Raw genomic sequence first — 26,897 nt, forward strand, 5'->3', positions numbered from 1 at the left:
GGAGAACCCCATGAATTCTGCCGCACCACAGCGCATCTATGACTGGGCCGCGTTTCGCGCCGAAATCGAAGGCATCCGCATTTATGACGACCCCAAGCAGGTCGAACTGCGGTCCCGCGATTATTTCTGGTATAGCCCGATCCTGACGGAAGATATCGGCCATTATTTGGGCGACCTCGTCGTCATCCCGAAAGATCAGGATGAAGTGCGCCGCGTGGCGGCCGCAGCAGCCAAACTTCGCATTCCAATCACCGTTCGCGGCGGCGGCACCGGCAATTACGGCCAGTGCGTTCCGCTTGAAGGCGGCGTCATTCTCGATATGACCAAGATCGACCGCATCATCGCAATCGAACCCGGCAAGGTTCGCATTGAAGGTGGCGCGCGTATTTCACGCCTCGATGATGCCGTGCGTGAAACGGGACAGGAACTGTTGATGTATCCCTCGACCCGGCGCATTGCCACCATTGGCGGCTTTTTCTCAGGCGGATCGGGCGGTATCGGCTCCTTGCGTCACGGCATGTTGCGCGATGACGGCAACGTATTTTCTGTGAAGGTTCTCACCGTTGAACCAGAGCCAAAAATCATCGAACTCAAAGGCCGCGATATCCATAAGGTGCAGCACGCCTATGGCACCAACGGTATCATTCTTGAACTTGAAATCGGTCTCACCAAAGCGACAGAATGGGTGCATACTGCTGCATTATTCGATACTTATGAGGCAACGCTGAATTTCTGCCTTAAAGCGCTCGAAGACGATCTCGACTGTTATCTGCTGACAACGGTCGATCGTCGATTTGCACGTTTCTACACCAAGTTTGGTGATCTTTTCCCGTCCGACAAGGATGCAGTTTTTGCAATGATCGCGCCGGAAGAAGTGGCGCGTTTCGAACGACTGGCCACAGAGTTTGGCGGTAAGGTTTCCTTCTCGATGACACTGGATGAGTTGCACAAGGCGGGTTTACAGCCTGCTTACGAATGCGGCTGGAACCACACCACTCTTCAGGCGCTGAAGGCTGAGCCGGGCTGGACCTATTTGCAGGTGGCCTATCCACGGCCGTTCGACGTCGATGTGGTGACACGCCAGATCGAACGCTACGGCGACACTCAATATATGCATCACGAAATGGCGCGCCTGGAAGGCGAAGTGCAGATTTTCGCCCTGCCGCTTGTGCGCTTTGAAGGCCGTGATGAAATGTACCGCCTGATCGATGAACTCGAACAGGTTGACGGCTGCGATATTTACGATCCTCACGCCTATACCATCGAAGATGGTGGCATGAAGGAAATCGACAGCGTGCAGATCGAATTCAAAAAACAGGCGGATCCTTATGGACTGCTTAATCCCGGCAAAACCCGTGGCTGGACCGCCGACATGGCATTGAAGAATTAATCAAGGGGAACCAAAATGAAAAAGACACTCGTTGCAGGACTTGCTGCATTCACCATGGGCCTTTCCGCACAGATGGCCTATGCACTCGACAAGGTGACACTCGGCACCAACTGGCTGGCACAGGCCGGTCATGGCGGCTTCTATCAGGCCGTTGCCGATGGAACCTATGAAAAATATGGCCTCGATGTACAGATCGAAATGGGCGGACCACAGGTCAACAATCGCCCAATGCTGGCCGCTGGGCGTCTCGACTTTCTGCTGACGGGCAATCTGCTTTTGTCGTTCAACAATGTTGCCAATGGCGTGCCTACCACTGTTGTGGCTGCTTTCTATCAGAAAGACCCGCAGGCACTGATGGCACATGAAGGCGAATACAAAGATTTTAAAGACCTCGCCAATGCGGAAACGATCCTGATCTCCAAAGACGGTCAGTTCTCGTTCTGGCCATGGCTGGTCAAGGAATTCGGCTTCAAGGACGAGCAACTCCGTCCTTATGGCTATAGCCTTGCGCAGTTCCTTGGCGACAAGAAAACCGTACAGCAGGCCTATGCTACAGCCGAACCGATCTATGCCGAAAAAGAAGGCGCGAAAGTCACAACCTTCCTGCTCGCTGATCAGGGCTTTAACACATACGCAAACACCATTGAAACGCGTCAGCAGCTGATCGAAGAAAACCCGGAACTGGTGCAGCGCTTTGTGACAGCCTCAATCGAAGGCTGGAACAACTTTCTCTATGGCGACAACAGCAAGGCCTATGAGCTGATCCTCAAAGACAACGCGGATATGAGCAGGGAAACGCTGGATGCGGAGCTTGCACGCCTTAAAGAATTGCAGCTTATCGACAGCGGTGACACGCTGGAAAAAGGTATCGGCGCCATCGATATGAACCGCGTCAAGGCGTTTTACGAGCTGGCGCGCAAGTCTGGCATCGTCAGCGGCGATGAGCTGGATATGACCAAGGTTGCAACCGATGCCTTTGTTAACAAAGGTGCAGGTCTCGACATCAAGAAGCAACTGGGCCAATAAGTGCCTGTAATTAAGATAGCGGCTGGCACGTATGACAATAGATGACCAGAACGATGAGAACGAACTGACCGGACGAGACAAGGTTCTCGACCGCAGGCGTCGCATTCAGGGTGCTATTCGCACAGCCGCTATCGATGAATTTGCTGAAAAAGGGCTGGTCGGCGCATCAACGCAGGGCATCGCCCAGCGTGCTGGCCTGACCAAGCCGCAGCTTCATTATTACATTTCAAGCAAGGAAGAGCTTTACGAAGATATTCTTATCTTCATCCTTGATGAGTGGGAGGATATTTTCTTAGGCGTCAGCAGTGAAGAAGATCCGGCAGAGGTCATCCGGCAATATATTCGCGCAAAACTTAAATACAGCCAAAAAAATCCAAAGGCCTCCCGCCTCTTCACGACCGAAATCGCCAATGGCGCACCGTTCCTGAGCCGTCATTGGAAAAAACACGTCTCTGCAACCCACAATGCGGTTAAGCTCATTCAGTCGTGGGTTGATGATGGACGCATCAAGCCGGTGGATCCGCTATTGTTTCAGATGCATATCTGGGCGGTTACCCAACATTATGCAGATTTTGAAGCACAGGTCCGCAGTATGATGTCGTTGAGTAAAGACGAGCCTCTGGACCTCGATCGCATCGAAAAGGAAGTCTCGACGCTGTTTTTGCGCGCCTGCGGGCTGGAATAAACTCGGCTCCAAATGAAAAGGAGCAGGCTCCTCCCCAAGAACCTGCTCCCGAATGCATCGCCCCCCGCCAAAGGTGGTCGATGCTAAAAAGTATATCTTCCAAGGCAAAGCCTCTCAAAGCCAGAAGAAGATATATATAATACTGGACAACTTTAACGCACGTTTGCGCTGATATGCAACCTCATTCTTGTTATAAATTTGTCTAATTTGAAGTTCCTTTGCAAAGCCATAAACAAAGAAAAGCCCGGTATAAACCGGGCTTATCGATTATCTGGGCTGCTTATTCAGCAAGCCATTCCTTGATCCGATCAGGATGCTCGGCAATATATTTGTCGACAGCCTTTTCATAAGATGTTTCCTGCGCTTCAAACATTGCCGTTTCAAGCTCACTGATCGGAATGCTCATCTTGGTAAGGAAAGCGGCCGCCTTGGGGTTATCTTCCTTGAAGCCTTTGCGGGCAATCGCATCGACATGCTCCGCACCACCCAATGCACCTTCAGGATCAGCAATATAACGCAGCTTATATTTGCCGAACATCCAATGTGGGCTCCATGACGTGGCGACAAACCAGCCATCCGAACGTGTCGCACGATCAACCGTCGTCAGCATCGCGGCTTCACTGGAAATATTGAGCTTGTAATCAAGGCCATATTTCTTGATTGCCTCTTCAGACAGACGGGTAAGGCCAGCACCCGGATCGATGCCTTGAATCTCGCCCTTCAGCTTCTCGCGAACTTCTGGCTTTTTAAGGTCTTCGATTGAGCTGATTTCGCTTTCAGGAATGTAATCCGGAACGATCCAGCCAAGCTTCGCACCTTCGTAAAGCGGTCCGAGATTTTCAACCTTGTCTTCCACACGCTTGTAATAATCGGCATGCGTTTCCGGCAGCCAGGCCATCATCATGGCGTCAATATCACCGCGGCTTACGCCCTGATAAAGCGGTGCAACATCGGTCTGGACCAGTTCAACCTTCTGGCCAAGATTGTCCTGAATAATCTTTGCAGCAAGCTTCGTTACAAATTCTGCATCAGACCATGGGGCCCAACCAATTTTTACGGTTTTGCTATCCTGCGCGAAAGCTGCTCCGGCAGTCATGCTGCCTGCAACAACGGCTGCGAGGCCAATTTTGGTCAGTTTACCGAACATAGTTTCTCCTTTGAATTGAATCTGTTCCCGATTTTTATTCATGCTTCCTGCTTGCGGAACGATGACGAGGATGGCTCTTCGCTGGTCTTTTTCATAAAGGACAGCTTTTTGAAGAACCCCAGCACGCCGCCGGAATTTCCTTTGCCAAAGCTTTGCGTTATGCGGTCAAGAATGACGGCAAGAATGACCACTGCAAGGCCGCCTTCAAAGCCCTTGCCGACATCAAGACGCTGGATGCCCGTCAGAACCGTATTACCAAGACCGCCAGCCCCGATCATCGATGCGATAACCACCATCGAAAGCGACAACATGATTGTCTGGTTCATACCGGCCATGATGGACGGCATGGCGTTGGGGAGTTGAACCTTGAAGAGCAGCTGCCGTGATGTGCAACCAAATGCGAGACCCGCTTCGACAAATTCGGCATCAACCTGGCGGATACCGAGATTGGTCAAACGCACCACCGGCGGCATTGCAAAGATGACCGTCGCAATTGTACCTGGAACAGCGCCAAGGCCAAAAAACATTGCGGCCGGAATAAGATAGACAAATGCAGGCATGGTCTGCATCAGATCAAGTACCGGACGAATAACGGATGCGACCGTGTCGTTGCGCGCCATGGCAATGCCAAGCGGAATACCAATGACCACCGCGATAATCGTTGAGGCCAGCACGAGCGACAGGCTTTCCATGGTGCCAATCCACAGCCCCATATGAATGATGAGTGCAAGTGCCAACACCGTGAAAACTGCAAATTTCCAGCCAACGCGCCACAACGCGAGCAGAGCGAGAATAGCAATACCGGCATAGGGTGGAATTGCCAGAAGTGCGTTTTGAATACCGTCGGTTACAAAGCCGATGGTGGCCGCGATCATATTGAGCGCAGGCGTAAAATGATCGAGGATATAATTGACGATTGTATCCGCCCATCCGCCGATACTGAAATTCAAATCCATGGTTTACCGTCCATTTCAGATCGAGTTACCTATGGCCGGGCAAATGCCCGAAAACCTGAGATCGTGTGGGGCGCAATTCAACCCGTGCGGCCCAGCGTCTCAAGCAATGCCGATTTACTGATAGCGCCGAGATAGCGATTGTGCCGATCGGTGACAGGCACCGGCCACGAGCTTTCAGCCACGCGCATCAAAAGCCCTGAAAGCGGCGCGTCCGCTGGTATCGCTACAGCAGCGTCCGGATGTTCACCATCAGCCTTGACACCGCCATTGAGAAGCGCATCGCGTGTGACCACACCGCGATAAATGCGATCCGCATCAAGAAGCACGCCATATGACTTGCCGCTTGCATCCAGCTTTTCCAATGCCGAAGACAATTGTGCCGGATCGAAGATAATCAATTCGTCTTCACGCGCCACATCGGCAGCTTTGAACACCCGCGAAACATCAACGTTGCGGAAAAATGAACGCACATAATCATTGGCAGGCGCCGAAACGATTTCGTTTGGCGTTCCGACCTGGACGACCTTACCATGTTGCATGATGCAAATACGGTCGCCAATACGCATGGCTTCATCAATATCATGGCTGACGAAAATGATCGTGCGGCTGTTTTCAGCCTGAAGACGCTTCAATTCATCCTGCATTTCCGTACGAATAAGCGGATCTAGCGCGGAGAAAGCTTCGTCCATCAATAGAATTGTCGGCTCACTCGCCAAAGCACGGGCCAAACCAACACGCTGCTTCATGCCACCTGAAAGCTGATCCGGCATCGAATGCGCATAAGGCTCAAGACCGACCGCTGCCAGCGCTTTCAATGCATTTTCATGCCGTTCGGCCTCGCCCATTCCCGCAACTTCAAGTCCGAATGAAGCGTTGTTTAATACGGTTCGATTGGGAAGCAGGGCAAAAGACTGAAAAACCATGCTCATGTCGCGTCGACGAAGATCAATCAGCTCGCGCTTCGACATTTTGACAATGTCACGGCCATCAACTTCAATGGAACCGTCTGTGGGCTCGATAAGCCGGTTTAGCAGGCGTAACAGCGTCGATTTACCTGAACCTGAAAGGCCCATGATGACGAATACTTCGCCTTCTTTAATATCGAAACTCGCGTTGTCTACGCCGATTGTAGCACCATGATCACTGTGTATCTGGGCTTTTGATTTACCTGCGCGCAATTCCTGCATTGCGCGCTTCGGATCGTCGCCGAAGACTTTAAACACGCCATTCAAGCTTATCTTTGTCTTAGCAGGCGACTTCATACTATCTTCCTTGTATAAAATACCATGCATTATGTTTAACCCCGCTGTGCTGGCGGGTTTAATCTCCTTATTAACATCATTATTTGCTCATTCATGCGCGAATTTGACATGCGCAACTTGCAGGCAGTGAGCAGCCCACAATGAATGATTAGCGTTTGGTGTGTTCTATTTATATAGGTCATTTCCAGACATGTCCACCCACAGTCACGGATTCATCTTTGCGCACCCCGTCCCCTTGTTCGTTTTTGATGGGGTACGCTACGAAATATGAGGGCTAGCAGACCTATCCGGTGACCGGAGTTAATCTGCCAGCCTGACAATCATAGTAATGCCGTGAAAGGGTTGCGCAGGAGCGAACTGCGACAAATATGCTATTGGCTGCGACATCGTGTAATTTAGTATTCGCAGACTATAATTCCACAAAATTACAGTAAATTTGTATGATTATACTTTTATCTTACGCAACATCATCTGGCAGAAAAAAGGGCGCAAATCAGTCGATATGCGCCCCAAAAATTGCCTTGCTGTGCGAAGGTTAATTTATCGATTAACCATATATCCAACGAAGCCCGTTATGCGCCATCGACCTCTATCTCGCCGGCAGAAATAAAGTGTCTGCCAGTCGAGCACATCATGGCTTCCGTCCTGTTTTGCGATGGCTCCATCGAATTTTTTTCGTGCAATTGCGACATCGCCGGTGATGTCAATCACGCTGAGTCGCGTTGCGCGAAATATACCTTCCGCAAGAGATTCGGCATATTCGGTCGCTGCACTGTGAGCCGCCTGACGCAGCCATTCATCACGATAGGCCGCGAGTGTCGGAAAAGCGGCATCCCATTTGTCAGGATTTTCTTCACCGTGCGCGTGAATACCAAGAAAGCGCGTTTCATCGAAATCATCGGCCACCAGCTCCCAATTCTGGGAGACAAAGGCCTCAATATCGCGACCGACCAGCATCTCCCAGATCTGCGCGCGGTCATTGTCACCAGTAAATGGATTGGTCCTGTTCGTCATTTCAGCTTACCGCGTGCTGCCACCGGCAGAATATCAATGACATCATCACCTGAAATCAGATGCACTTCGTCGAAGAGATTGGAAACAACACAGACATGATCAGGGATGACGCGCACCTTGTCACCAACTTTCAAACCGGCAATATCACCCTTCACCGTTCCATGCTCTTCGCTCAGGCCCGTCACGCGCGCATCGGGTCGCCCTGCCAGTTCGCCAAAATCGGCAAGGCCCAAAGTATCGCTGGACAGCGCCTTAGAACCTGCATCAATGATCGCACGATCCGCCGTTGGATGGCTGACAATCGTTGAAAGTACGCTCAATGCACAATCATCCGGCGTTGCAGCACCTTTTGCGACCTGAAAGCGGTCAAAGTAAATATACGTGCCCGGACGATATTCGGTGATCACGTTTTCTCTGGGTGAATACCACATATCCGGCGTGCCACCGCTCGAAATCGTCTCGCATTCAAGACCATTTGCAGCCAGGAGATTGCGCGCTTCAAAAAGCCACTGCTCAGCCTCAGCGGCTTTGCCTGTTGCCGGATAGGTCATGAGACCGCCGAACTTAAGCCCCTTGCTCTCATGGATCCGTCGCGCCAGTTTCAATGCCTCCTGAGCCGTTTGCACGCCACAGCGCCCCATGCCTGTATCGCATTCAATCAGGACTTTTAGCGGACGCCCTGCATTGGTAAAACGTTCAGCCAAGCCTTCGAGGCTGGTGAAATTATCAACCGTCACGGAAATCGTGATACGCTGATGAAGGGCATAAAGCCGATCAAGCTTGTCCTTGCCTAAAATATTATAGGGCAGAAAAATATCGACAATGCCTGCATCAGCCATCACTTCTGCTTCGCCGAGCTTCTGGCAGGTAACGCCCACTGCACCAGCCTCAATCTGGCGGCGTGCGAAAAAAGGCAATTTATGCGTTTTGATATGCGGGCGCAGCTTTACCCCGATTTTATCGGCATGAGCCTGTGCCTTGATTATATTTGCCTGCACACGATTTACATCAATCAGGATGGCAGGTGTATCAATCTCACCAATTGTTTTAGGCCTTGTCATTCATTCTGTCTCCCGGCAGTCAGTCTCCCAGTGGTAAACTCGGATCATCCACTTTGAGCATATTCAGGCTCTGCTTGATGCGTCTGAGACGTTCAAGCACTTCAGTACCGCGCATCTCCGCAGTGGCTGTCGCAATCATGTCCACAATTGCCAACAAAGCAAAGCGCGAAGACGTCGGCTTATAAAGATTACCATCTTCATTCACGAGGAACGGAATAACCGTGTTAACGGTTCCTGCAAGATCGGAACCCGGTGCCGTGATTGCCACAGTTTCAGCACCATATTGCTTTGCCACCTCTGCCGCCTCAATCACCGAACGCGCATAGCCAGAAACGGAAAAGGCAATCACCATTGTTTTGGATTCAGCAATTGCCGCATACATGCGTTGCAACTGCCCATCAATCTGCGCCACCACCGGAATGCCAAGCCGAAAAAGCCGGTTCTGCATTTCCGTTGCCATCATTGAGGAAATTCCACCTGAACCGATACACAAAACAGAACCAGAAACGGCAATCCGCCCGGCAATATTCATAATCACCGACATGTCGAGATTGTCACTGGCGCGCTGAATGGCAGAAATTGCGCCATCTGTAATCGCAAGCGCAATGCGCGCCTCACGCACATCCCGCGAAGGCGCTTCTGCCGACAAATATTGTCCGCCAATCGCCAATGCTTGTGCGAGAAAAAATTTAAAATCGCGAACCCCGTCGCAACCCAATGCTCTGCAAAACCGTGTAACCGTTGGCTCGCTGACGCCGGCGCGCTGGGCAATTTCGGAAATCGCAGCCTTGGAGATATAATCCGGCTCGGCAAGCACCAGGGCTGCCATTCTCCGCTCAGACTTTGACCCATCCTGCGCCACCGCGTGAAGCTGTGAGAGGATGTCAGCGATCTTGCTCATACTGGCTTAAAGCGGCAAGCCGCTTTCCTTATCAAACAGATGAATATGTTGCGGACTTGCCGTTACAGGGACTCGCTCTCCGGGTGCAAGGTGAATACGCTCGCGAAAAACAGCGCGCACAGCTTCGCCGGCAATTTTCCCGTAAACGTGAGTTTCGGGTCCGGTTGGTTCCACCACTTCAATGGTGAGCGTCAGCCCCTCACCCTCTTTTGCAATAATAAAATTTTCCGGCCGCACGCCCAATTCAGCACTTCGTCCCGACACAGACTTAACGGCGACATTGATCTCTTCGCCCGCCGTGGTTCGGAATTTCTCACCCTCGATTAACGCACCCGGAATAAAGCTCATGGATGGGGACCCCATAAAACCTGCAACGAACTTATTTGCGGGTCGGTCATAAAGGTCGAGCGGTGCACCAATCTGTTGAATCTTTCCCTGATTCATCACGACAATCCGGTCGGCCATTGTCATGGCTTCGATCTGGTCATGGGTTACATAAATCACTGTTGATTTAAGCCTTTGATGCAAGGCTTTAATTTCTGTGCGCATCTGCACGCGCAACTGCGCATCCAGATTGGATAATGGCTCATCGAACAAAAATACCGATGGCTCGCGCACAATAGCGCGCCCCATGGCCACGCGCTGGCGCTGGCCGCCGGAAAGCTGGCGTGGATAGCGGTCGAGATAGGAATGGAGATTGAGTATGCCTGCGGCCTTATCGACCTTGGCCGCCGTTGTCGCCCTATCCTCGCCACGAATGCGCGGACCAAAGCCAATATTCTCCCGCGCGGTCATATGCGGAAACAGCGCATAGGATTGAAACACCATTGCGATGTTGCGCTTTTGCGGCGGATAATCATTGGCGCGTTCACCACCAATGATAAGATCTCCCCCGGTGATCGGCTCCAATCCCGCAACCATTCGCAAAAGTGTGGACTTTCCGCATCCTGACGGTCCGACGAGAACAAGAAATTCACCGTCCTCTATATCCAGATCAATGCGGTGGAGCACATCAAGCTGGCCAAAAGTCTTCGTAACCCCGCGCAAGGAAACGTTTTTCATCACTCAGCTCCCACCTAAAATATCGTCAATAAAAGGCCTGCACCCGGCCATCAGCCCGGCATCGACCGGCAATACCGTGCCGGTTATCCCAGAGGCGCGACTTGATGCTAAAAATGCCACCGCCTCGGCCACCTCGGCCACGTCGACGATACGCCCCAAAGGATAAAGCCGCCGCAATTTGTCAAGAACTGCCGGGTCTTTTGCAATGCGATGATCCCATGCAGCCGTGCGGATTGATCCGGGGCAAACCGTATTGGCGCGCAAGCCATAGGCACCATATTCAACCGCAAGCGCCCGCACAAAAGCATTGATACCCGCCTTGGCTGCGGCATAGGCCGGATTGCCAAAATGCATGAGTGAATTGATCGATGAGATGAAGACGAAGCTGCCGCTTCCGCGCTTGGCCATTGATCGCGCCAACGCAGTCGAAAACACTGCCACACTGGTCAGATTGACGTCAATTTCCGTGGAGATCCGCCCCTCGTCGAGGGCTTCAAATGTATCGGCGCGCGTCCATCCTGCATTGTTGATAACAATGTCGGGCGCACCGCTTGTCGCGATAATGTGTTGGGCAGCCGTTTCCAAAGTTTCAGGCGCACCCAGATCAAACGCATGGCGCGCAGAAAATAAGTCGCCTTGCATTGCGTCAAGCGTCAAATCGCAGCCGACAATGCGCGCACCACGCGCCGCAAATAACTGCACGAGTGCTGTACCGACACCACCGCCAGCACCGGTTATCAAAACGGATTTTCCGGCAAAATCGCCTGAATTTTCCACTTCATTCCCCTTTTATATAGCGCTTTTTGCGCCTTTGATTGGGACAAGACTAAAATTCAAAATGTAAGTTTGCAACAAAACTTTTTACTTGAAAGCCGCTCATTTGCCGATAATGTAAGAAAATAACAAAAATTTAGCAAAAATTGCCTTGGGCAGTCGCAAAAGGGGAACGAAAACATGATGATAGCAAAATGGAAGTCCGGCTTTCTGGCTGGTTTAAGCATTCTGGCAATGAGCGCGTTTGCGCAGGCTGGCGAAGTGCGTATGACGGTCGCAGAATACAGCTCCAAAACCGGGCCATATTTCGAAGAAGTCAAAAAGGCCTTTGAAGCCGAGAACCCCGGCATCACACTCAATTTTGAAGTGGTGCCATGGGATGTTTTGCTGCAAAAGCTCACCACCGATATTTCTGCGGGCACCAATGCCGATTTGTCCATTATTGGCACACGCTGGTTGATCGATTTCGTTCAACAGGGCATTGCAGAGCCACTTGATGGTTATATGGATGATGCGTTCAAAGATCGCTTCATCGAAACATTCCTCTCGCCTTCGGTTCTGGAAGGCAAGACATACGGCCTGCCGATCGCAGCATCGGCACGCGCCATGTATTACAACAAGGACTTGCTTGAAAAAGCAGGCGTTGCCAATCCTCCGGCAAACTGGGATGAAGTCCAAGCCGCTGCCGAGAAAATCAAGGCGCTTGGCGGTGAGAACTATGGTTTTGGCCTTCAGGGCAAGGAAATCGAGACCGACGTCTATTATTACTATGCCATGTGGTCACAAGGGGCTGAAATCCTCAATAAGGACGGCACATCTGGCCTGAGTTCGCCGGGCGCACTTGCCGCCGCCAAGCTTTACAAATCCATGATCGATAACGGACAGACACAGCCCGGCGTCACGTCTTATGCGCGTGAAGATGTTCAGAACCTCTTCAAGCAGGGCAAAGTCGGCATGATGATCACTGCGCCGTTCCTGTCCAATCAAATCAAGGAAGAAGCACCGGACCTGAAATATGGTGTCGCGGCGATCCCTGCTGGCCCGACTGGTGCGCGCGGAACATATGGTGTGACCGATTCCGTGATTATGTTCCAGAATTCCAAAAACAAGGAAGAAGCATGGAAGGTGCTCGACTTCCTGTTCCAGAAAGACTGGCGTGCCAAGTTTACACAGGGCGAAGGTTTTCTTCCGGTGAACAAGGAAGAAGCGAAGATGGATTATTATGTCAATAATGCCGATCTTGCGGCCTTCACAGCACTGCTCCCCGATGCACGTTTTGCACCGGTCATTCCGGGTTGGGAAGAAATTGCGGATATCACGTCCAATGCCATGCAGAGCATCTATCTCGGCAAGGGCGAGCCGGAGGCCGTCCTGAAAGATGCTGCCGCTAAGGCCGATGCAATCCTGAAGAAATAAGCTCCAGTCATCCCGGCAGTGCAAGGACGTGCTGCCGGGGCATTTTTTTTCAACCGACACATGGGGTTTATGGCTGATGCAAAATCGCACACTGCCCTATTTCCTGATCTTGCCAAGCCTGCTTCTGGCTGCGGTGGTGATTTTCTGGCCGGTCGTTAATCTCATTGAAATTGCGACCCACGATGTGAACCGCTTTGGGCAATTGCGCGATTTTAACGGCGGGGCCAATTTCTCAGCACTCTTCACGTCCCCCGACTTCATCAATGCCCTTTGGCGCACAGGTTTCTGGACCATAGCCGTTGTCGGTGGGGCTTTATTGGTTTCCATTCCGGTTGCGATCATTCTCAATATGGATTTTTACGGGCGCTCCGTGGCGCGTGTTATCGTCATGCTGCCATGGGCCGTTTCGCTCACCATGACGGCTATCGTTTGGCGCTGGGCGCTGAATGGCGAAAGTGGAATGCTCAATTCTGCACTGCGCAATCTGGGGCTGATTGACAGCAATATTCAATGGCTGGCAAGCGCCGTAACCGCCTTTCCCATGCAAATACTGGTCGGCATTCTGGTGACTGTGCCTTTCACCACGACCATCTTTCTCGGTGGTCTTTCATCCATTCCTGATGATCTTTACGAAGCCTCATCTCTTGAAGGTGCCAGCCCATGGCAGCAGTTTCGCGAGATCACTTTTCCGCTGCTCAAACCCTTTATCAATATCGCGATTGTGCTCAACACAATCTATGTTTTCAACTCTTTTCCGATCATCTGGGTCATGACGCAAGGTGGTCCAGCAAATTCGACCGATATTCTGGTAACGCATCTCTATAAGCTGGCCTTCCGCCTTGGAAAACTCGGTGAAGCCTCGGCTGTATCGCTCATCATGCTGGCAATCCTGCTGGTGTTCACTGCCATATACATTCGCCTTGCCATGCGGAAGGAAACAGCATGAACAAACCCAAGCTGAAACGTACACTCCTCGCATGGCTGGCTCTTTCACCGCTCGTTGTTCTGACGCTGTTTCCTTTTGCTGTCATGTTTTTGACCGCCGTCAAACCACCGCAGGAAGTTCTCTCTCCGACATGGTGGCCGAGTGAATTTCATTGGCAGAATTTTTCGGAAATGTGGGTGCGCACGGGTTTCGGCACAGCGCTTCTCAATTCGCTCTACGTCTCTGTGATTGCCTCGGTTGGCGCCATTGTTCTCTCAATCCCCGCCGCTTATGCCATGTCGCGTTTTCGTTTTGCAGGTGACGGCGCGTTCCGGCAATTCCTGCTGATTTCACAGATGATTTCGCCCATCGTTCTGGTGCTTGGTCTGTTTCGCTTGCTGGCGGCCTATGGGCTGATTGAAAGTGTTACGGCGGTCGGTGCGGTTTATATGGCCTTCAACGTCGCATTTACGGTGTGGATGCTGCAAAGTTATTTCGATACCCTTCCCAAGGACCTTGAAGAAGCTTCCTGGATGGAAGGTGCGGGGCGCTTTAAAACATTGGTTAAAGTGTTCCTGCCGCTTTGCTTGCCGGCAATTGCGGTAACGACAATCTTCACTTTCATCAATGCTTGGAATGAGTTTGTTGTGGCACTGACAATGCTGCGCAGTCAGGCAACCTATACCTTGCCTATTCAGGTCTTCTCGCTGGTGGCTGGTCGCTACACCGTCGAGTGGCATTATGTGATGGCTGCCACTTTGGTTGCCACCCTGCCCGTTGCCGTGCTGTTTGTCTGGTTGCAGCGTTATCTCATCAAAGGATTGGCTTTGGGTGCAGTGAAATAACAAAGGGCGCGGAAATCTCCGCGCCCTTTTTCCATTTCCCTATCAATCAATGCGCCAGAAATGTCGAGATAAACGGCACATATGTGATCAGAGCCAACAGGATGAACAACGCCATATACATGCTGAAAGATTGGCGGACAAAATCCCCTACTCTGACCTTGGCGATATTACATACCATCAGCATAACCGTTCCAACCGGCGGTGTCAGTGTGCCGATTGACAGGTTCACAATGACGATAATGCCAAAATGAACCGGATCAATGCCAAGCGCCTTTACTGTCGGCATCAAGAGCGGCACCAGAACGATCATCAGCGCCGTGCCTTCAATGAGCGCGCCAAGGATCAACAGGATCACGTTAACAGCCAGCAGAAATGCATAGGGATTGCTGGTGAATGTTGAGATCAGCTGCATCAGCGACTGACCTGCCTGCTCCAGCGAAAACACCCATGCAAGCGCGGATGACGCCATGATAACCAGCATGACCGAGGCCGTGGATTTGGCGGTTTCGATCAGAGAATCCACCACGTGTGACACGCGCATTTCGCGGTAGATCACAAAGCCGATGATCAGAACCAACGTAACAGCAACCGCCCCCGCTTCCGTCGGCGTGAAGATATTCATGCGAATACCACCGATGATAGCAAAGAGAAGCAGAACCGCAGGCCATGCTGATGCAAGCGTTGAAGCGACCTCAGCGCCGCTCATACGCCTGTCGCGGCTTGGCTTATAGCCACGCTTCACAGAGGTCACATAAGCCGCAATCATCAGAATGATCGCTCCCAGAATGCCCGGAATAATACCAGCCATGAACATCTTGCCGATGGATACGTCAGCAATCAGACCATAGATGATCAAAGCAATACCCGGAGGAATAATCGGGGTGATCAACGAACCGGCAGCCGTCACACCGCATGAAAACGCCTTGTCATAGCCACGCTTGACCATTTCCGGCACCATCATGCGGGTTAGCATGGCGCTGTCTGCAAGATTGGACGCGCTGACACCGCCCATCAGGGTTGAAACCATGATGTTTGTCAGCGCCATGCCGCCACGCATACGGCCGACCAGAATATCTGCAACTTTGATCAAACGCTCGGCGATACCCGTGTGCGACATAACGGTGCCAAGCATAATAAAGAACGGGATCGCCAGCAGCGACGTGTTCTGTGCCGGGCTGATGAAACGCTGAACTGCGATGGCAATCGGCATCTGATTGAAGAACAGAAAATAGGTAAAGACCGCAATCAGAATAGCCACGTAAAGACGCATATTCAGCGCGATCAGCGCCAGCATGATGAGAACGATGGTGGTCAGGTTCATGCCTTGCCTCCCGCAAACGCGGCGCGCAAGGATTTGAAAGCGCCAGTAAACATATAAAGAGCGATGAGGACAAAGCCGACAGGCACCGCGATATCAATCCAGTAATAGGAAATACGCAGCACGTCAGTCACCTTGAACTGAGCGGCAACCGACAGCTTGTATCCGGCGTAGGACACATAAAGCAAAAACAGGCCAGAAAAGATTGAGATGATTGAATTCATCACAACCCGGAACTTTTCAGGCAAAATATCGACAAGCATCGGAATGGCAAGATGCTGGTTGTCCCGTTCTGCGGCAACGCTGCCCAGCATGATGATCCAGATCATCAGCAAGCCAGAAATTTCTTCTGTCCATTGCAGCGGCTGATGCAGCCAATAGCGCATCACCACCGCCACATTAAATAATGCAAGCAATATGAACAGCGGGGCTGCTGCAAGCCAGTCGATCAGTTTTTCAAAGTATTTCATCGGATTAAATTCCATGCAGATGCCGTGCCGGAGCAAAACTGCGGCACGGCAATATCCGAATTGAGATGGATCAGTTCTTCAGCTCTTCTTTGATCTTTTCATAAAGACCCGGCGACCATTCAGGAAACTGCGTATAGACCGTTTCAGCAAGCGCCTTGAAAGGAGCGCGATCGACTTCGATAACCTCGACGCCTGCCTCCTTCATCTTTTCGATCATTTCGTTGTCTTTTTCGATCGTCAGCTTTTGGCTGTAGAGACCGGCATCATATGCGGACTCATGGATCATCTTGAGCTGCTCTTCAGGCAGCGTTGAGAAGAAGGCTTCACCACCGACAATCAGAGCCACGTTGGTCAGATAACCGACTTTGCTGAGATACTTGGCTTCTTCCTGGAACTTCTGGCCATAGAGAACCGAAATCGGATTTTCGACGCCATCAATCACACCCTGCGCGAGCGCCGGGAAGGTTTCCCCCAGTGGCATCGGGGTCGGTGTTGCACCCATGGCTTCAAACGTCTTGATCTGCATGACGTTGTTCGGCACACGAATCTTCATACCCTTGAGGTCCTCAGGTGTACGGATCGGCTTCTTGGAAATGATCTGACGAATGCCATAAAGATAATTCGGCATCACAATGTGAATGCCTTTTTTCTTCAGTTCTTCGCTCTTTCCCTTGAACCATTCGCCGTCATAAACTTTGAAAAGCTCTGCCGGATCATCGCTCAGGAACGGGCCATAAAGCACGCCGAGATCCGGGTCATATTCTGCCAGAAAGCCAACATCGGAGATCGTCACAACATTGAGGCCCATCATGGCCTGCTCGGTTACATCCTTCTTGGAGCCGAGCTGCGAGCTTGGGTAAAGTTCCAGCGTGATTTCGCCATTGCTGCGCTTGGCAAGGTCGTCTTTCCAGTAATGCATCACCTCATCAAAAGGCTCGCCGGGATTGTTTTCATAGGCAACTTTGATCGAAACATTGGCAGCATATGCCACCATGCTTCCGGCCAGCAACATGCCAGCCGCGATTGCGCCAGTAACAAACTTCTTCATGGGTATCCTCCCGTTAGGGTCCTTAACTTATGGCCAATAGGCCGGGTTCCTCCGCACCATCTCCATGCCGTTCCTTCCCTGGCACGGAGATGCGCTTCGATTTCAGCAGCGTTCGATGATGATCTTCAAAACGTTGCGGTCGCTATCCCAATAAGGCAGCGCCTGTTCCGCTTCTTCAAAAGGAAATACCTTCGAGATAAGCTGGTCTGCATCATTTCCGAGCTTTTCGAGATGCGCGATGACAGCTTCAAAATCGGTGAGCGTCGCATTGCGCGAGCCCATGATGTCGAGTTCTTTGAGATTGAAGAACTGGGTCTGATAGGTCACGGGTGACTTGGAATAACCGACATAAACAACACGACCCGCAAAGCCTGCAAGGTCAACCGCCTGCGTGAAAGTGATCGGCAGTCCGACCGCTTCAAAAGCGATATCCACACCATCGTCATTGGTGAGTTCCTGCACGGAAGCCACCACGCCTTCACCACCCGGCAGCGCGTGCGTTGCGCCAAACTTCAATGCCAGTTCACGCTTTTCAGCACTCGGATCAATGGCGATAACCTTGGCACCACGCGCAACCGCACCAATCAGCACGCCCATGCCGATCATACCACAGCCAAGCACGGCAACGGTATCGCCAGCCTGAACACGTCCGCGTTCGACTGCATGGAAACCAACGGAAAGCGGCTCGACCAGTGCAAGATGGCGAGGTGCGAGGCTCTCATTCAGGATCAGCTTTTCGGCTGGCAACACAATCTGTTCTGCCAGTCCACCATTCTGCTGCACGCCAAGCGTCTTGTTATAGCGGCAGGCATTCAAGCGGCCTTTGCGGCAGGACGAACAGGTTCCGCAATTGGTGTAAGGCAACACAATAACGCGTCTGCCCTTGGCATAGGCCGCACTCACGCCCTCACCCGCCTCAATGATCTCGCCGCCGATTTCATGGCCTGGAATGCGCGGCAATTCCACCAGTGGGTTAAGCCCCTTAAACGTATTCAAATCGCTGCCGCAAAGCCCCACATGCTTCACGCTCACCCGGACATGACCGGGCAAGAGTGGCGCTTCGGGAATTTCGGCAAAACGCGTTATGTTCTCGCTCTCGATACGCAGAGCTTTGACCATCAGAATATTCCTGTCATTTTATTGCATGAGGCAGATCAAGTTACGGCGCCAACCTGCCAAGGTACAAATTCATTATCGCCATAGTCGTAGATTTCACTCAGCGTCTGCTCACCGGAAGCCACCGCGATAATGTGTTCGAAAATGCGCGTGCCGGACTCTTCAATGGTTTCATCACCTGTGACGATGCCACCGCAATTGATGTCCATATCTTCCTTCATGTGCTCATACATTTCGGAATTGGTCGCGATTTTGATGCAAGGCGCTGGTTTGAATCCCGAAACAGATCCGCGTCCTGTGGTAAAGCAGATGACATTGCAGCCACCCGCAACCTGTCCGGTCACGGCAACCGGGTCATAGCCCGGCGTATCCATAAAGGTGAAACCCTGCTCCGTGACTGTTTCAGCAAACTCGTAGACGGCCTTGAGAGGCATGGAGCCACCCTTGGCGACAGCACCGAGCGATTTTTCAAGAATGGTGGTCAAACCACCGAGCTTATTTCCATGCGACGGATTGTTGTTCAGTTCGTCGCCGTTGCGTGCTGTATAATCGCGCCACCAATCGATGCGCTGGAGCAGTTTTTCCGCAACCGCAGGCGTGACTGCGCGGCGCGTTAAAAGATGTTCGGCACCATAGATTTCCGGCGTTTCCGAAAGAACGGTCGTGCCGCCATTGCGCACAATCAGATCGGATGCATAGCCCAGCGCCGGATTTGCAGAAATGCCGGAATAGCCGTCAGAACCACCGCATTCGAGCGCCACTTTCAACTTCGACAAAGGCTGCGGCGTGCGCTTGGCAGAGTTCACCAGCGGCAGCATTTCCTTGATCTCGGCAATTGCATGATCGATCGTCTTGCGCGTACCGCCGTGTTGCTGAATCGTCATGGTACGAAGGCGCGTGCCTTCTTCCATGCGATAATGTTCCATGATTGGCGCGATCTGGTTGGTTTCGCAACCAAGGCCAATCAGCAGAATACCGCCGAAATTGGGATGTTTGGCATAGCCCTGAATGGTCCGGGTCAGCAGACGATAGCCTTCCGACTTGGTGTTGAGTGCACACCCGCTGCCATGCGTGAGCGCCACCACACCATCAACGTTGTCGAACCCATCCAACCCGCCCATGCGGTTGAAATAATCTGCAATGTAGCGAGACACGGTCGCAGAGCAATTTACCGAAGAAATGACGCCGATATAGTTGCGTGTACCGACACCACCAAAGCCGCGATCATAGCCCATGAAGTGGCGACGCTCTGCTTCCGGCAACATGCCGCGTTCTTCAATATCGACCGAAAACTGGTGCTCGTGCTCGGAAGGAAGCATTGCAAGATTGTGCAGATGCACATGCTCGCCCACCGCAATGTCCTTGGTGGCAACGCCAATCACCTGGCCATATTTATGCACTTCCTTGCCGGCCGTGATGTCGCGCAAAGCCACCTTGTGACCGCGCCCGATCAGATCGCGTGCGATGATACCCGCAAGCCCGATCGGGTCGCCTGCGCGCACCGGAATACGCGCCACCGCCACATCATCGGACGGATGTAAAAGGATTACCGGCGTCACAGCCGGGATAACCTTATCATTCATTGTTCTGACCTCACTCCCAAAACCGCCACAGCGATGAATATGAACCTCATTATCGGGGCTCGTTTTCCATCCATCTCTGCTTTGATGTATCCAGATGCGTGCGCATCGCTGCCTGCGCCAAAAGCGGATCCCTCGCCTCCAGTGCAGCATAAATCTTCTCATGCTCCACCAAAGCATAGGCCCATGTTTCGGCGTTTTCATATCGGGTGCGCATGTGCGCGGTCAGCGGACTATGCCGCTCGTCAAACAGATCGCGCACGATGCGGGTCACAATCGAATTGCCCGATTGCTCTGCAATAATGAGATGAAACTGGCGATCGAGTTCAATCGGCTTACGTTCAGCCTCAATCTGCAAACGCATCGCATCAAGATTACCGCGCAAGCGTTCGAGCGCTTCCATGTTGATCTGGCTGCAAGCCATAACGACAGCACTGCCTTCAATCAGCGAACGCGCCTGCATGATTTCAAGCGGGCTTTCACCAATCGAACCGCCCTGCGCCGGATGTCGCGTCTCTTCAGACGCAACATAAATGCCCGAGCCCATACGGATTTCGACATTGCCAGCAATTTCAAGCGCGATCAGTGCCTCACGCAAAGAGGGGCGCGAAACACCCAACTGCTGCGCAAGTTCGCGCTCAGCGGGAAGTCTGCTTCCGCTTGGAAAATGTCCTTCGCGGATCAGCAGCCTGACCCGGTCGGCAATCTGTTGGTAAAGCCTCCGCGGTTCCACGAAGCCGATATGCTCGCTCATGCTCTCTCCCAAATTGGCCTTACCATATTTTGAAGTTCTGAAAAGTGCAAGATACCCTATTATGCTGTAATCATTGAATATTGACCGGTTTGTCAGTTTTGTCGCACCGGGCTTTAGACGGCTTTTAAAGAGTGGCTTGACCAATTTTGGCCATTGGCATAGCTATTTCAAAACATTTTTTGAGGAGGAACTCATGACCGACCAGCCAACGATTCTACAATTTGGCACCAGCCGCTTTCTGCTCGGGCATGCGGATTTTTTCATCTCGGAAGCTCTGGCAAAGGGCAATGCCATCGGCACAATCGCCATTGTTCAGACAACCTCCAACCCTGAAAGCACACGCCGTATTAGCGCACTCAACAGTGGCGAAGGCTATCCGGTCATCATTCGAGGCTTACGAGACGGCAAGCCAGTTGATGAAAAACATCAGGCAAATAGCGTGAGCGCCGCCTATTCCGCTCACACCGACTGGCAGGCAATACGCGCCCTCGCCACGCAGGCTCAGGTGATCCTGTCCAATACGGGTGACAAGGGTTTTGAGCTTGATGAGTCTGATGATGTTTCCCTGCTAAGCGAAGTCGGTCGCCTACCAAAAAGCTTCCCCGCCAAGCTGCTTGTGCTGCTGCATCACCGCTGGCAGGTTAATCCAGATGCGCCACTGTCTATTTTCCCGTGCGAGCTGATCTCACGCAATGGCGACAAGCTGCGCTCGATTGTACTTGATCTTGCAGAAAACTGGAGCCTGCCGAAAGCATTCACGCAATGGGTCGAGAGCAACTGCGTTTTTGCCAACAGCCTCGTTGACCGCATTGTTTCTGAGCCAATCGATCCGGTCGGTGCTATTGCCGAGCCCTATGCGATCTGGGCCATTGAACAGACAGACGGACTCACGCTTCCCTGCACGCATCCCGATATCGTCGTGACGGACAATCTTGCGCTTTATGAACGTCTCAAGCTTTATCTGCTCAATCTCGGCCACACTTTCATTGCCGAACAATGGCTGAATGGTAATCGCCCTAAAGATGAGATCGTATTGGAAGCCATGCAGGATGAAACAATCCGACATGAGCTTGAAGCCCTTTGGCGCGAAGAAGTTCTGCCGGTTTTTGCGGCTGATGGCTTGGGCGAACAGGCGGAAGCCTATGTTATCAGCGTTCGCGAGCGTTTTCTGAACCCGTTCCTCAAACACCGCATCGCAGACATTGCATCCAACCATGCGGAAAAGAAGCAGCGCCGCTTTGTACCAGTTATTGCACGCGCGAAGGAACTCAACCTTCATCTGGACCAGCAACGTTTGAAAGCCGCTGTCCGTTAAACACTTTTACAGCGCCCCATATAAAAAGCGGCGACCTTCAAAAATTTAAGGCCGCCGCGCATTATACCTAAAATAATTTATTTTAAAAAATCCTTGGTAACATGCTTGTTCAAAGTGCTGCCCCCGCAGAGACAAGAATGTCGGTTATATATACTTCATTCAAAGTGAACCATCATCGAGCGATGAATTCTACGACAGTTCTTGCATCCAGTTGCCGAAAGAGTGCCATACTCAAAATATGATCATGCCAGCCTTTCGGGGCTCGCTCACTCGGAACCAAGAGAGCTTAACTGAATGTTATGAGTGACCATATAAACAAACTGTCAACGAAATGGAAACAGATTGTCAACCATCCGGCTCACTTTGCTGTGATAAACTTACACAAAAGTCACATGTTTACATAGACTTACTGATATATCTCATATTTGAATTAGCTATTACTTATATTAACCCCTTATTTATCAGCATCAACCACTGCAAATATCTCTTCAAAACGCGGTTTGGCGCGCGCCGGGAATTTAACCTCGCGATAGGCCTTCGGAAGCTCTGCTTCACCAACCTTGATCAGCATGACCATTCCCATGCCGTAATGCGGTGAGCACTTGATACCGTAGAACCCGGCCTGATCGAATGTCACTTCGATTTCTTCATTAATCTTGCCTTTAAAACCGGGATTGCCTTCCGGCACCATACCGTCGATGGTCGCTGCATTATGGCTCTTTTGGGTCGCGATAAATTTCACCTTGTCGCCGGGAGCAAGCTTCAGGAAGTCCGGCTCAAAGACCATTGATCCCTTCTCTCCTCTGTTCAGCATTTTGACCTCAAAAGTTTCAGCCAGTGCCGGAGATACGGAAAAAGCCATCAAAGCTGCGGCGAAGAAGAATCGTTTTTTCATTGTCATACCAATCCCATTCATGCGGAGTGCTTGAGTTCTAGAGCCGGATGGTGCGGTACGCGGTAGCGAATATGACAGCCATCGACACCATGATATTCAACATCAACGTCAACGCCGAAAACTTTACGGATACATTCAGCGCGCAGCACATCACGCGGTGTGCCAAGTGCCACCAACCGACCTTTATCCATCACGGCGATGCGATCACAAAACATCGCCGCATGATTAAGGTCATGGAGTGCAGCCACCACTGTCAGGTTCTGGCGGCGAACAAGGTCGAGAAGTCCGATCTGATGACCAATATCAAGATGATTGGTCGGCTCGTCCAAAAGCAAAATCTGCGGTTCCTGTGCAAGCGCGCGTGCGATGTGAATGCGCTGACGTTCTCCGCCTGAAAGCGTATGCCAGCAACGGTCGGCCAAATGCACCATATCAACATTGGCCAATGCACGATTAACAATCGCATCATCCTGCGCCGACCATGGCGAAAGCGCTCCAAGATAAGGCGTTCGTCCCAATTCCACCGCCTGCCGGGCCGTAATACGATCCGTTGTACCCGCCTGTTGCTCAACCAAAGCCAGTATACGAGCAATTTCACGACGTTTAAGCTGTTGAATCGGCGTGTCGTTAAGCTTGACTTCACCTGAACGACTGCGACGAACACCTGAAAGAAGCGATAAAAGGCTTGTTTTTCCCGAACCGTTCGGCCCAATTATTCCAAGAAATTCACCTTCGTTTACTGTGAGCGATACCGCGCGAAGGATTTCAACATGCCCCACCGACCAGCAGACATTATGTGTCGAAAGCATCATGACTGTGCCCTCCTCTGCCCAAGCAGGAATGCAAATGCTGGTGCGCCGAACAAAGCTGTTATGACCCCAATCGGCAAAACCTGACCGGGGATGATGATGCGAGACAGAACATCTGCGATAATCATGAAAATCGCTCCAATCAGAGCCGCTGCGGGCAACAGACGTCCATGTCGAACACCGACCACCATGCGTGCTGCATGTGGAATGACCAGACCTATAAAGCCAATGGAGCCGACGATGGAAACCATCACCGCCGTCATCATGGCGCTGACACCAATCAAAACGGCGTAGACGCGGCGCACAGGAATTCCAAGCGATGCCGCTGATTCCGTTCCAAAAGTGAAGGCGTCGAGCGCACGTGCATGCCAAAGACAAATCGCAAGCCCGATCATACAGGCAGGCAGCGCAAGGGCCACGTCAGGCCAGCGCACCCCGGACAAATTGCCCAAAAGCCAGAACATGATGCCACGCGCCTGCTCGGCATTTGCAGCCTTGGTCACAATAAAAGATGTTAACGCGTTGAAAAGCTGTGAACCTGCAATGCCTGCCAGGATGATGGCGCTGTTGCCATGGCCCGCCCGCAACGCCAGTAGGGACACCAGCACAAACGCAATGATTGCACCGATAAATGCCCCCAACGACAGCGAAAGCATACCTGCACCAATGCCAAGAATTGCCACAGCAACCGCGCCGGTCGAAGCACCAGCTGAAATGCCCAGAATATAGGGATCTGCCAATGAATTGCGCAGGAGCGACTGCAAGACCACGCCAGACATCGCCAGCGCTGCACCACAACAGGCCGCCACAACTGCGCGGCTCAGCCGATAACTCCACACGATACCTTCATCAATCGGCTCAAGCGGATAACCGGCATTCCAGACGCGATTAGCAATGGTTTTCGCCACCACATCGAGAGGTATCGGTGTTTCGCCAATGGCTGCGCCCAGCCACAAAGCAAAAAGTAACAAAACAAGTGCCAAGGTTGCAAACAGCACCCTGCCGCTCGTCCCTTTTGACTTTAATAATTGCCCCGTGGCTGCGCGCATTGTCATTTATTCAGACCCGAGGCGGCAATTGCATCAGCCAGTGTTTCAATGCCTTCGATGGTGCGAATGGTCGGGTTCATGGCCTGCGCATCCATATCAAAAACATGGCCTTCCTTAACGGCGGGCATGAGGCTTGCAACCGGATCAGTCTTCAAAAACTCCCGCTTGACTGCAACATCATCGGCAGGAAAACGACGACGATCCATCGTTCCAGCAACAATCATCGTCGGATTGGCTTTGGCGATTGTTTCCCAGCCGACTGTCGGCCATTCCTCTTCGCTATCAATGATATTATCGATGCCGAGCGTTTTCAGAATGTAGGCCGGAGCACCATTTTTGCCCGCGACATAGGGATCAATATCAAGTTCGGCACTGGAGAACCACACCACAGCAGAAAGCTTGCCTTCGACAGAGCTAACCTTCTTGCGGGCCGCTTCTTCGCGCGCTTTCAGATCAGCGACAACCTGTGCACCACGATCCTGCACGTTGAAAATCTGCGCGAGTTCTTCAACTTCCTGATAGATAAGATCCATCGTGAAAACGGTGTGACGTACGCCATCACCGCCGCCGGAATTATCCTTGCCTACACAATCGGCTGGCGCGGTGTAAACCGGAATTCCCAGTTCTTCAAACTGTTCAGGCTTTGCAACAATGCCCTCAGGACCCACATGCCACTGAAACTGCGCAGCCACCATATCCGGCTTTTCAGCAAGCACGCTTTCAAAGCTCGGATCGTTATCCGCAAGACGTTTCACCTTGGCATTGGCTTCTTCATAGCCTTTGAGAACCGGCCCGATCCAAACGGCGGTGCCGACCATCTTGTCGCCAAGGCCGAGCAGATACATGATTTCGGCGCTGCTTTGCCCCACGGCAACCGCACGCTCAGGTGCGTGTTTAAAGGTTACATCGCGGCCACAATTCTTGAGCGTTAGCGGGTAAGTGGTATCGGCAGCGAAAGCATTGCTCGCAAAGCTCGTTACGAAAAGGGCGGCAGCAGCCAAGAGTGCGCCCAAAGGCGCCTGATCTGAAAGTTTCATTTTTATCCCCGAAAGAAATGTGAGAAATGGCCGCGTCAAACGGCGGAACCGGTCCGGCGCCTGAAGTGAACGGACATATCCGAGGATATGAATGACAATAGGAAACAACGTCTTGCGACGCGAAAAGCTGTCATAACCAACTCCTGCTCCGGGCATCCCCGCCCGTGACAATGGACTACGTTAGACGGCAGGTCTCCTGGCTCGCGAATATAGGCCGTTCATCTGCCTTCCCGAGCCATTGTGGGCTTAGTGGCATAACGCCTTGACAGCGTCACGAGGATGAACGGCATCCGCTTACAGTTGCGGGGGCAGCCACGGTCTCGGTCCCTTTTGGGTCGTCCTCACCGTGTTCCCTATTAATCCCCTTCGCTCTCGGTCGGGGAACCGTCGTAACTCTATTACGTCCCGATACCAGCCGCGTCAAGCGAGCTGGCTGGCTTTATAGTTAAAGCATGTCCGGGAAAAGTGAGAACCGCCTTTTCGAGAACGGCATTCATAAAAACGAGAAGATAGAGCGAGCGTTCTGGGTACGATTAAGCGCAAGTCACTCCAGGCTGCGTGGACAATTATATCTTGGTTCGTGGTATGGATGAAAATCTGTGATGTCATACGCAGATAGGGCGGCTCTACTGGCAGCACGGATAAACATCCATATTGATCGGAATCAATGATACTTCATTTCCCTGTTGCCAAAGTGCCTTCATAAAAGGAGAAAATCATGTCCAACACTCCACATACGCTGGGTGAAGAATTTCCTGACAAGCTCAGCGCCATCCATGCTTTAAAAAGTGCAGACCCAAAATTTGCGCGCATTCTTGAAGAATATGACTCAGTCAACGACCGTATTCATCGCGCCGAAACCAGAATTTCGCCGGTCAGCGAAGAAGAGGAAACAAATTTACGCAAACATCGCCTCAACTTAAAGGACGCAATCTTGCGCGCCTTAGAGCCGAACCGAAAATTAAGTTGAGCGATTTCAGGAGTTTATGATTCTCTGTGGTTTACCAAGACTACGGAGGATCACATGGCCTGGACTGAAACC

26 protein-coding genes and 1 riboswitch are annotated in these 26,897 nt (G+C 51.9%); of the genes, 8 read left to right on the plus strand and 18 right to left on the minus strand.

Annotation, left to right across the window (positions count from 1 at the left end; all coding sequences use genetic code 11):
• Positions 1-10 precede the first annotated feature (10 nt).
• Genes VBH83_RS10855 through VBH83_RS10865 form a run of 3 tightly spaced genes read left to right on the plus strand, consistent with a single transcriptional unit; the run spans position 11 to position 3,101 of the window.
• Positions 11-1,390: an FAD-binding oxidoreductase gene (locus VBH83_RS10855; protein WP_265984350.1), complete on the plus strand. Its 1,380-nt coding sequence runs from the start codon at positions 11-13 to the stop codon at positions 1,388-1,390.
• 15 nt (positions 1,391-1,405) lie between these two features.
• Positions 1,406-2,416: an ABC transporter substrate-binding protein gene (locus VBH83_RS10860; RefSeq protein WP_265984353.1), complete on the plus strand. Its 1,011-nt coding sequence runs from the start codon at positions 1,406-1,408 to the stop codon at positions 2,414-2,416.
• Positions 2,417-2,447: 31 nt separating this feature from the next.
• Positions 2,448-3,101, plus strand: coding sequence for a TetR family transcriptional regulator C-terminal domain-containing protein (locus VBH83_RS10865; protein ID WP_265984355.1), 654 nt, complete (start codon positions 2,448-2,450; stop codon positions 3,099-3,101).
• Positions 3,102-3,381: 280 nt separating this feature from the next.
• Here VBH83_RS10865 and VBH83_RS10870 read toward each other — a convergent pair whose 3' ends face one another.
• From VBH83_RS10870 to VBH83_RS10905, 8 genes are all read right to left on the minus strand, one after another.
• A complete protein-coding gene (locus VBH83_RS10870) occupies positions 3,382-4,248 on the minus strand; it encodes a glycine betaine ABC transporter substrate-binding protein (protein WP_265984356.1) in 867 nt (288 codons plus the stop codon).
• Positions 4,249-4,286: 38 nt separating this feature from the next.
• Positions 4,287-5,204 carry a proline/glycine betaine ABC transporter permease gene (locus VBH83_RS10875; RefSeq protein WP_265984358.1) on the minus strand — a complete coding sequence of 306 codons (918 nt, stop codon included), beginning with the start codon at positions 5,202-5,204 and terminating at the stop codon, positions 4,287-4,289.
• A 77-nt stretch (positions 5,205-5,281) separates the two neighbouring features.
• Positions 5,282-6,466, minus strand: a complete 1,185-nt coding sequence (proV, locus tag VBH83_RS10880; RefSeq protein WP_265984359.1) for a glycine betaine/L-proline ABC transporter ATP-binding protein ProV — start codon at positions 6,464-6,466, stop codon at positions 5,282-5,284.
• Positions 6,467-7,006: 540 nt separating this feature from the next.
• Positions 7,007-7,480, minus strand: coding sequence for a hypothetical protein (locus tag VBH83_RS10885; protein WP_265984361.1), 474 nt, complete (start codon positions 7,478-7,480; stop codon positions 7,007-7,009).
• On the minus strand, positions 7,477-8,541 hold the full coding sequence (locus VBH83_RS10890; protein ID WP_265984362.1) for a D-TA family PLP-dependent enzyme: 1,065 nt from the start codon (positions 8,539-8,541) through the stop codon (positions 7,477-7,479). Before VBH83_RS10890 ends, VBH83_RS10885 begins: the two co-directional genes overlap by 4 nt.
• Before the next feature lie 19 nt (positions 8,542-8,560).
• The gene (locus tag VBH83_RS10895) at positions 8,561-9,442 is read right to left on the minus strand and encodes a MurR/RpiR family transcriptional regulator (RefSeq protein ID WP_265984363.1); all 882 of its coding nucleotides are present in this window, start codon (positions 9,440-9,442) and stop codon (positions 8,561-8,563) included.
• Between the two features lie 6 nt (positions 9,443-9,448).
• On the minus strand, positions 9,449-10,504 hold the full coding sequence (locus tag VBH83_RS10900) for an ABC transporter ATP-binding protein (RefSeq protein ID WP_265984364.1): 1,056 nt from the start codon (positions 10,502-10,504) through the stop codon (positions 9,449-9,451).
• Positions 10,505-10,507: 3 nt separating this feature from the next.
• Entirely contained in the window at positions 10,508-11,281 is a 774-nt protein-coding gene (locus tag VBH83_RS10905; RefSeq protein WP_265984365.1) for an SDR family NAD(P)-dependent oxidoreductase, read from the minus strand.
• 177 nt (positions 11,282-11,458) lie between these two features.
• Between VBH83_RS10905 and VBH83_RS10910 the strand changes: the two genes are divergently transcribed.
• The 3 genes from VBH83_RS10910 (at position 11,459) to VBH83_RS10920 (ending at position 14,464) form a co-directional block, all read left to right on the plus strand.
• On the plus strand, positions 11,459-12,694 hold the full coding sequence (locus VBH83_RS10910; protein WP_265984366.1) for a sugar ABC transporter substrate-binding protein: 1,236 nt from the start codon (positions 11,459-11,461) through the stop codon (positions 12,692-12,694).
• 76 nt (positions 12,695-12,770) lie between these two features.
• Positions 12,771-13,640, plus strand: a complete 870-nt coding sequence (locus VBH83_RS10915) for a carbohydrate ABC transporter permease (protein ID WP_265984368.1) — start codon at positions 12,771-12,773, stop codon at positions 13,638-13,640.
• Positions 13,637-14,464, plus strand: a complete 828-nt coding sequence (locus tag VBH83_RS10920; protein ID WP_396997680.1) for a carbohydrate ABC transporter permease — start codon at positions 13,637-13,639, stop codon at positions 14,462-14,464. Before VBH83_RS10915 ends, VBH83_RS10920 begins: the two co-directional genes overlap by 4 nt.
• A gap of 46 nt (positions 14,465-14,510) precedes the next feature.
• On the opposite strand, the gene VBH83_RS10925 is transcribed toward VBH83_RS10920, so the two are convergent.
• The 6 genes from VBH83_RS10925 to VBH83_RS10950 all read right to left on the minus strand — a co-directional run bounded on the left by VBH83_RS10925 (position 14,511) and on the right by VBH83_RS10950 (position 20,750).
• The gene (locus VBH83_RS10925; protein ID WP_265984371.1) at positions 14,511-15,785 is read right to left on the minus strand and encodes a TRAP transporter large permease; all 1,275 of its coding nucleotides are present in this window, start codon (positions 15,783-15,785) and stop codon (positions 14,511-14,513) included.
• The gene (locus tag VBH83_RS10930; protein ID WP_265984372.1) at positions 15,782-16,252 is read right to left on the minus strand and encodes a TRAP transporter small permease; all 471 of its coding nucleotides are present in this window, start codon (positions 16,250-16,252) and stop codon (positions 15,782-15,784) included. Before VBH83_RS10930 ends, VBH83_RS10925 begins: the two co-directional genes overlap by 4 nt.
• Positions 16,253-16,322: 70 nt before the next feature.
• The gene (locus tag VBH83_RS10935) at positions 16,323-17,300 is read right to left on the minus strand and encodes a C4-dicarboxylate TRAP transporter substrate-binding protein (protein ID WP_265984374.1); all 978 of its coding nucleotides are present in this window, start codon (positions 17,298-17,300) and stop codon (positions 16,323-16,325) included.
• A 102-nt stretch (positions 17,301-17,402) separates the two neighbouring features.
• Complete coding sequence (locus tag VBH83_RS10940; RefSeq protein WP_265984375.1) at positions 17,403-18,419, minus strand: zinc-binding alcohol dehydrogenase family protein; 1,017 nt, start codon at positions 18,417-18,419, stop codon at positions 17,403-17,405.
• A 35-nt stretch (positions 18,420-18,454) separates the two neighbouring features.
• Positions 18,455-19,999 (minus strand): UxaA family hydrolase, encoded by a 1,545-nt coding sequence (locus tag VBH83_RS10945; RefSeq protein WP_265984376.1) that lies wholly within the window; start codon positions 19,997-19,999, stop codon positions 18,455-18,457.
• Between the two features lie 49 nt (positions 20,000-20,048).
• Positions 20,049-20,750 (minus strand): FadR/GntR family transcriptional regulator, encoded by a 702-nt coding sequence (locus VBH83_RS10950; protein ID WP_265984378.1) that lies wholly within the window; start codon positions 20,748-20,750, stop codon positions 20,049-20,051.
• 193 nt (positions 20,751-20,943) lie between these two features.
• Between VBH83_RS10950 and VBH83_RS10955 the strand changes: the two genes are divergently transcribed.
• The gene (locus VBH83_RS10955) at positions 20,944-22,065 is read left to right on the plus strand and encodes a mannitol dehydrogenase family protein (protein WP_265984380.1); all 1,122 of its coding nucleotides are present in this window, start codon (positions 20,944-20,946) and stop codon (positions 22,063-22,065) included.
• 454 nt (positions 22,066-22,519) lie between these two features.
• On the opposite strand, the gene VBH83_RS10960 is transcribed toward VBH83_RS10955, so the two are convergent.
• The 4 genes from VBH83_RS10960 to VBH83_RS10975 are packed head-to-tail and all read right to left on the minus strand — an operon-like array spanning position 22,520 to position 25,855.
• A complete protein-coding gene (locus VBH83_RS10960; RefSeq protein WP_265984382.1) occupies positions 22,520-22,960 on the minus strand; it encodes a pseudoazurin in 441 nt (146 codons plus the stop codon).
• A 17-nt stretch (positions 22,961-22,977) separates the two neighbouring features.
• Entirely contained in the window at positions 22,978-23,772 is a 795-nt protein-coding gene (locus tag VBH83_RS10965) for an ABC transporter ATP-binding protein (RefSeq protein ID WP_265984383.1), read from the minus strand.
• Entirely contained in the window at positions 23,769-24,824 is a 1,056-nt protein-coding gene (locus VBH83_RS10970) for an iron ABC transporter permease (RefSeq protein ID WP_265984384.1), read from the minus strand. The genes VBH83_RS10965 and VBH83_RS10970 overlap by 4 nt, the downstream gene beginning before the upstream one ends.
• Positions 24,821-25,855, minus strand: coding sequence for an ABC transporter substrate-binding protein (locus tag VBH83_RS10975; protein ID WP_265984386.1), 1,035 nt, complete (start codon positions 25,853-25,855; stop codon positions 24,821-24,823). The genes VBH83_RS10970 and VBH83_RS10975 overlap by 4 nt, the downstream gene beginning before the upstream one ends.
• Positions 25,856-26,023: 168 nt before the next feature.
• Positions 26,024-26,259: riboswitch (cobalamin riboswitch) on the minus strand.
• A 314-nt stretch (positions 26,260-26,573) separates the two neighbouring features.
• Between VBH83_RS10975 and VBH83_RS10980 the strand changes: the two genes are divergently transcribed.
• Positions 26,574-26,825: a YdcH family protein gene (locus VBH83_RS10980; RefSeq protein ID WP_396997686.1), complete on the plus strand. Its 252-nt coding sequence runs from the start codon at positions 26,574-26,576 to the stop codon at positions 26,823-26,825.
• Positions 26,826-26,897: the final 72 nt, after the last annotated feature.

This window comes from Ochrobactrum sp. S1502_03 (assembly GCF_044435015.1).
Lineage (GTDB): Bacteria > Pseudomonadota > Alphaproteobacteria > Rhizobiales > Rhizobiaceae > Brucella > Brucella chromiisoli.

Excerpts from the sequence above, each read along its gene's own strand:
- VBH83_RS10855 (WP_265984350.1), top strand. The coding sequence starts at position 11 with ATGAATTCTGCCGCACCACAGCGCATCTATGACTGGGCCGCGTTTCGC.
- VBH83_RS10860 (WP_265984353.1), top strand. The coding sequence starts at position 1,406 with ATGAAAAAGACACTCGTTGCAGGACTTGCTGCATTCACCATGGGCCTT.
- VBH83_RS10865 (WP_265984355.1), top strand. The coding sequence starts at position 2,448 with ATGACAATAGATGACCAGAACGATGAGAACGAACTGACCGGACGAGAC.
- VBH83_RS10870 (WP_265984356.1), bottom strand. The coding sequence starts at position 4,248 with ATGTTCGGTAAACTGACCAAAATTGGCCTCGCAGCCGTTGTTGCAGGC.
- VBH83_RS10875 (WP_265984358.1), bottom strand. The coding sequence starts at position 5,204 with ATGGATTTGAATTTCAGTATCGGCGGATGGGCGGATACAATCGTCAAT.
- proV (WP_265984359.1), bottom strand. The coding sequence starts at position 6,466 with ATGAAGTCGCCTGCTAAGACAAAGATAAGCTTGAATGGCGTGTTTAAA.
- VBH83_RS10885 (WP_265984361.1), bottom strand. The coding sequence starts at position 7,480 with ATGACGAACAGGACCAATCCATTTACTGGTGACAATGACCGCGCGCAG.
- VBH83_RS10890 (WP_265984362.1), bottom strand. The coding sequence starts at position 8,541 with ATGACAAGGCCTAAAACAATTGGTGAGATTGATACACCTGCCATCCTG.
- VBH83_RS10895 (WP_265984363.1), bottom strand. The coding sequence starts at position 9,442 with ATGAGCAAGATCGCTGACATCCTCTCACAGCTTCACGCGGTGGCGCAG.
- VBH83_RS10900 (WP_265984364.1), bottom strand. The coding sequence starts at position 10,504 with ATGAAAAACGTTTCCTTGCGCGGGGTTACGAAGACTTTTGGCCAGCTT.
- VBH83_RS10910 (WP_265984366.1), top strand. The coding sequence starts at position 11,459 with ATGATGATAGCAAAATGGAAGTCCGGCTTTCTGGCTGGTTTAAGCATT.
- VBH83_RS10915 (WP_265984368.1), top strand. The coding sequence starts at position 12,771 with ATGCAAAATCGCACACTGCCCTATTTCCTGATCTTGCCAAGCCTGCTT.
- VBH83_RS10920 (WP_396997680.1), top strand. The coding sequence starts at position 13,637 with ATGAACAAACCCAAGCTGAAACGTACACTCCTCGCATGGCTGGCTCTT.
- VBH83_RS10925 (WP_265984371.1), bottom strand. The coding sequence starts at position 15,785 with ATGAACCTGACCACCATCGTTCTCATCATGCTGGCGCTGATCGCGCTG.
- VBH83_RS10930 (WP_265984372.1), bottom strand. The coding sequence starts at position 16,252 with ATGAAATACTTTGAAAAACTGATCGACTGGCTTGCAGCAGCCCCGCTG.
- VBH83_RS10935 (WP_265984374.1), bottom strand. The coding sequence starts at position 17,300 with ATGAAGAAGTTTGTTACTGGCGCAATCGCGGCTGGCATGTTGCTGGCC.
- VBH83_RS10940 (WP_265984375.1), bottom strand. The coding sequence starts at position 18,419 with ATGGTCAAAGCTCTGCGTATCGAGAGCGAGAACATAACGCGTTTTGCC.
- VBH83_RS10945 (WP_265984376.1), bottom strand. The coding sequence starts at position 19,999 with ATGAATGATAAGGTTATCCCGGCTGTGACGCCGGTAATCCTTTTACAT.
- VBH83_RS10950 (WP_265984378.1), bottom strand. The coding sequence starts at position 20,750 with ATGAGCGAGCATATCGGCTTCGTGGAACCGCGGAGGCTTTACCAACAG.
- VBH83_RS10955 (WP_265984380.1), top strand. The coding sequence starts at position 20,944 with ATGACCGACCAGCCAACGATTCTACAATTTGGCACCAGCCGCTTTCTG.
- VBH83_RS10960 (WP_265984382.1), bottom strand. The coding sequence starts at position 22,960 with ATGAAAAAACGATTCTTCTTCGCCGCAGCTTTGATGGCTTTTTCCGTA.
- VBH83_RS10965 (WP_265984383.1), bottom strand. The coding sequence starts at position 23,772 with ATGATGCTTTCGACACATAATGTCTGCTGGTCGGTGGGGCATGTTGAA.
- VBH83_RS10970 (WP_265984384.1), bottom strand. The coding sequence starts at position 24,824 with ATGACAATGCGCGCAGCCACGGGGCAATTATTAAAGTCAAAAGGGACG.
- VBH83_RS10975 (WP_265984386.1), bottom strand. The coding sequence starts at position 25,855 with ATGAAACTTTCAGATCAGGCGCCTTTGGGCGCACTCTTGGCTGCTGCC.
- VBH83_RS10980 (WP_396997686.1), top strand. The coding sequence starts at position 26,574 with ATGTCCAACACTCCACATACGCTGGGTGAAGAATTTCCTGACAAGCTC.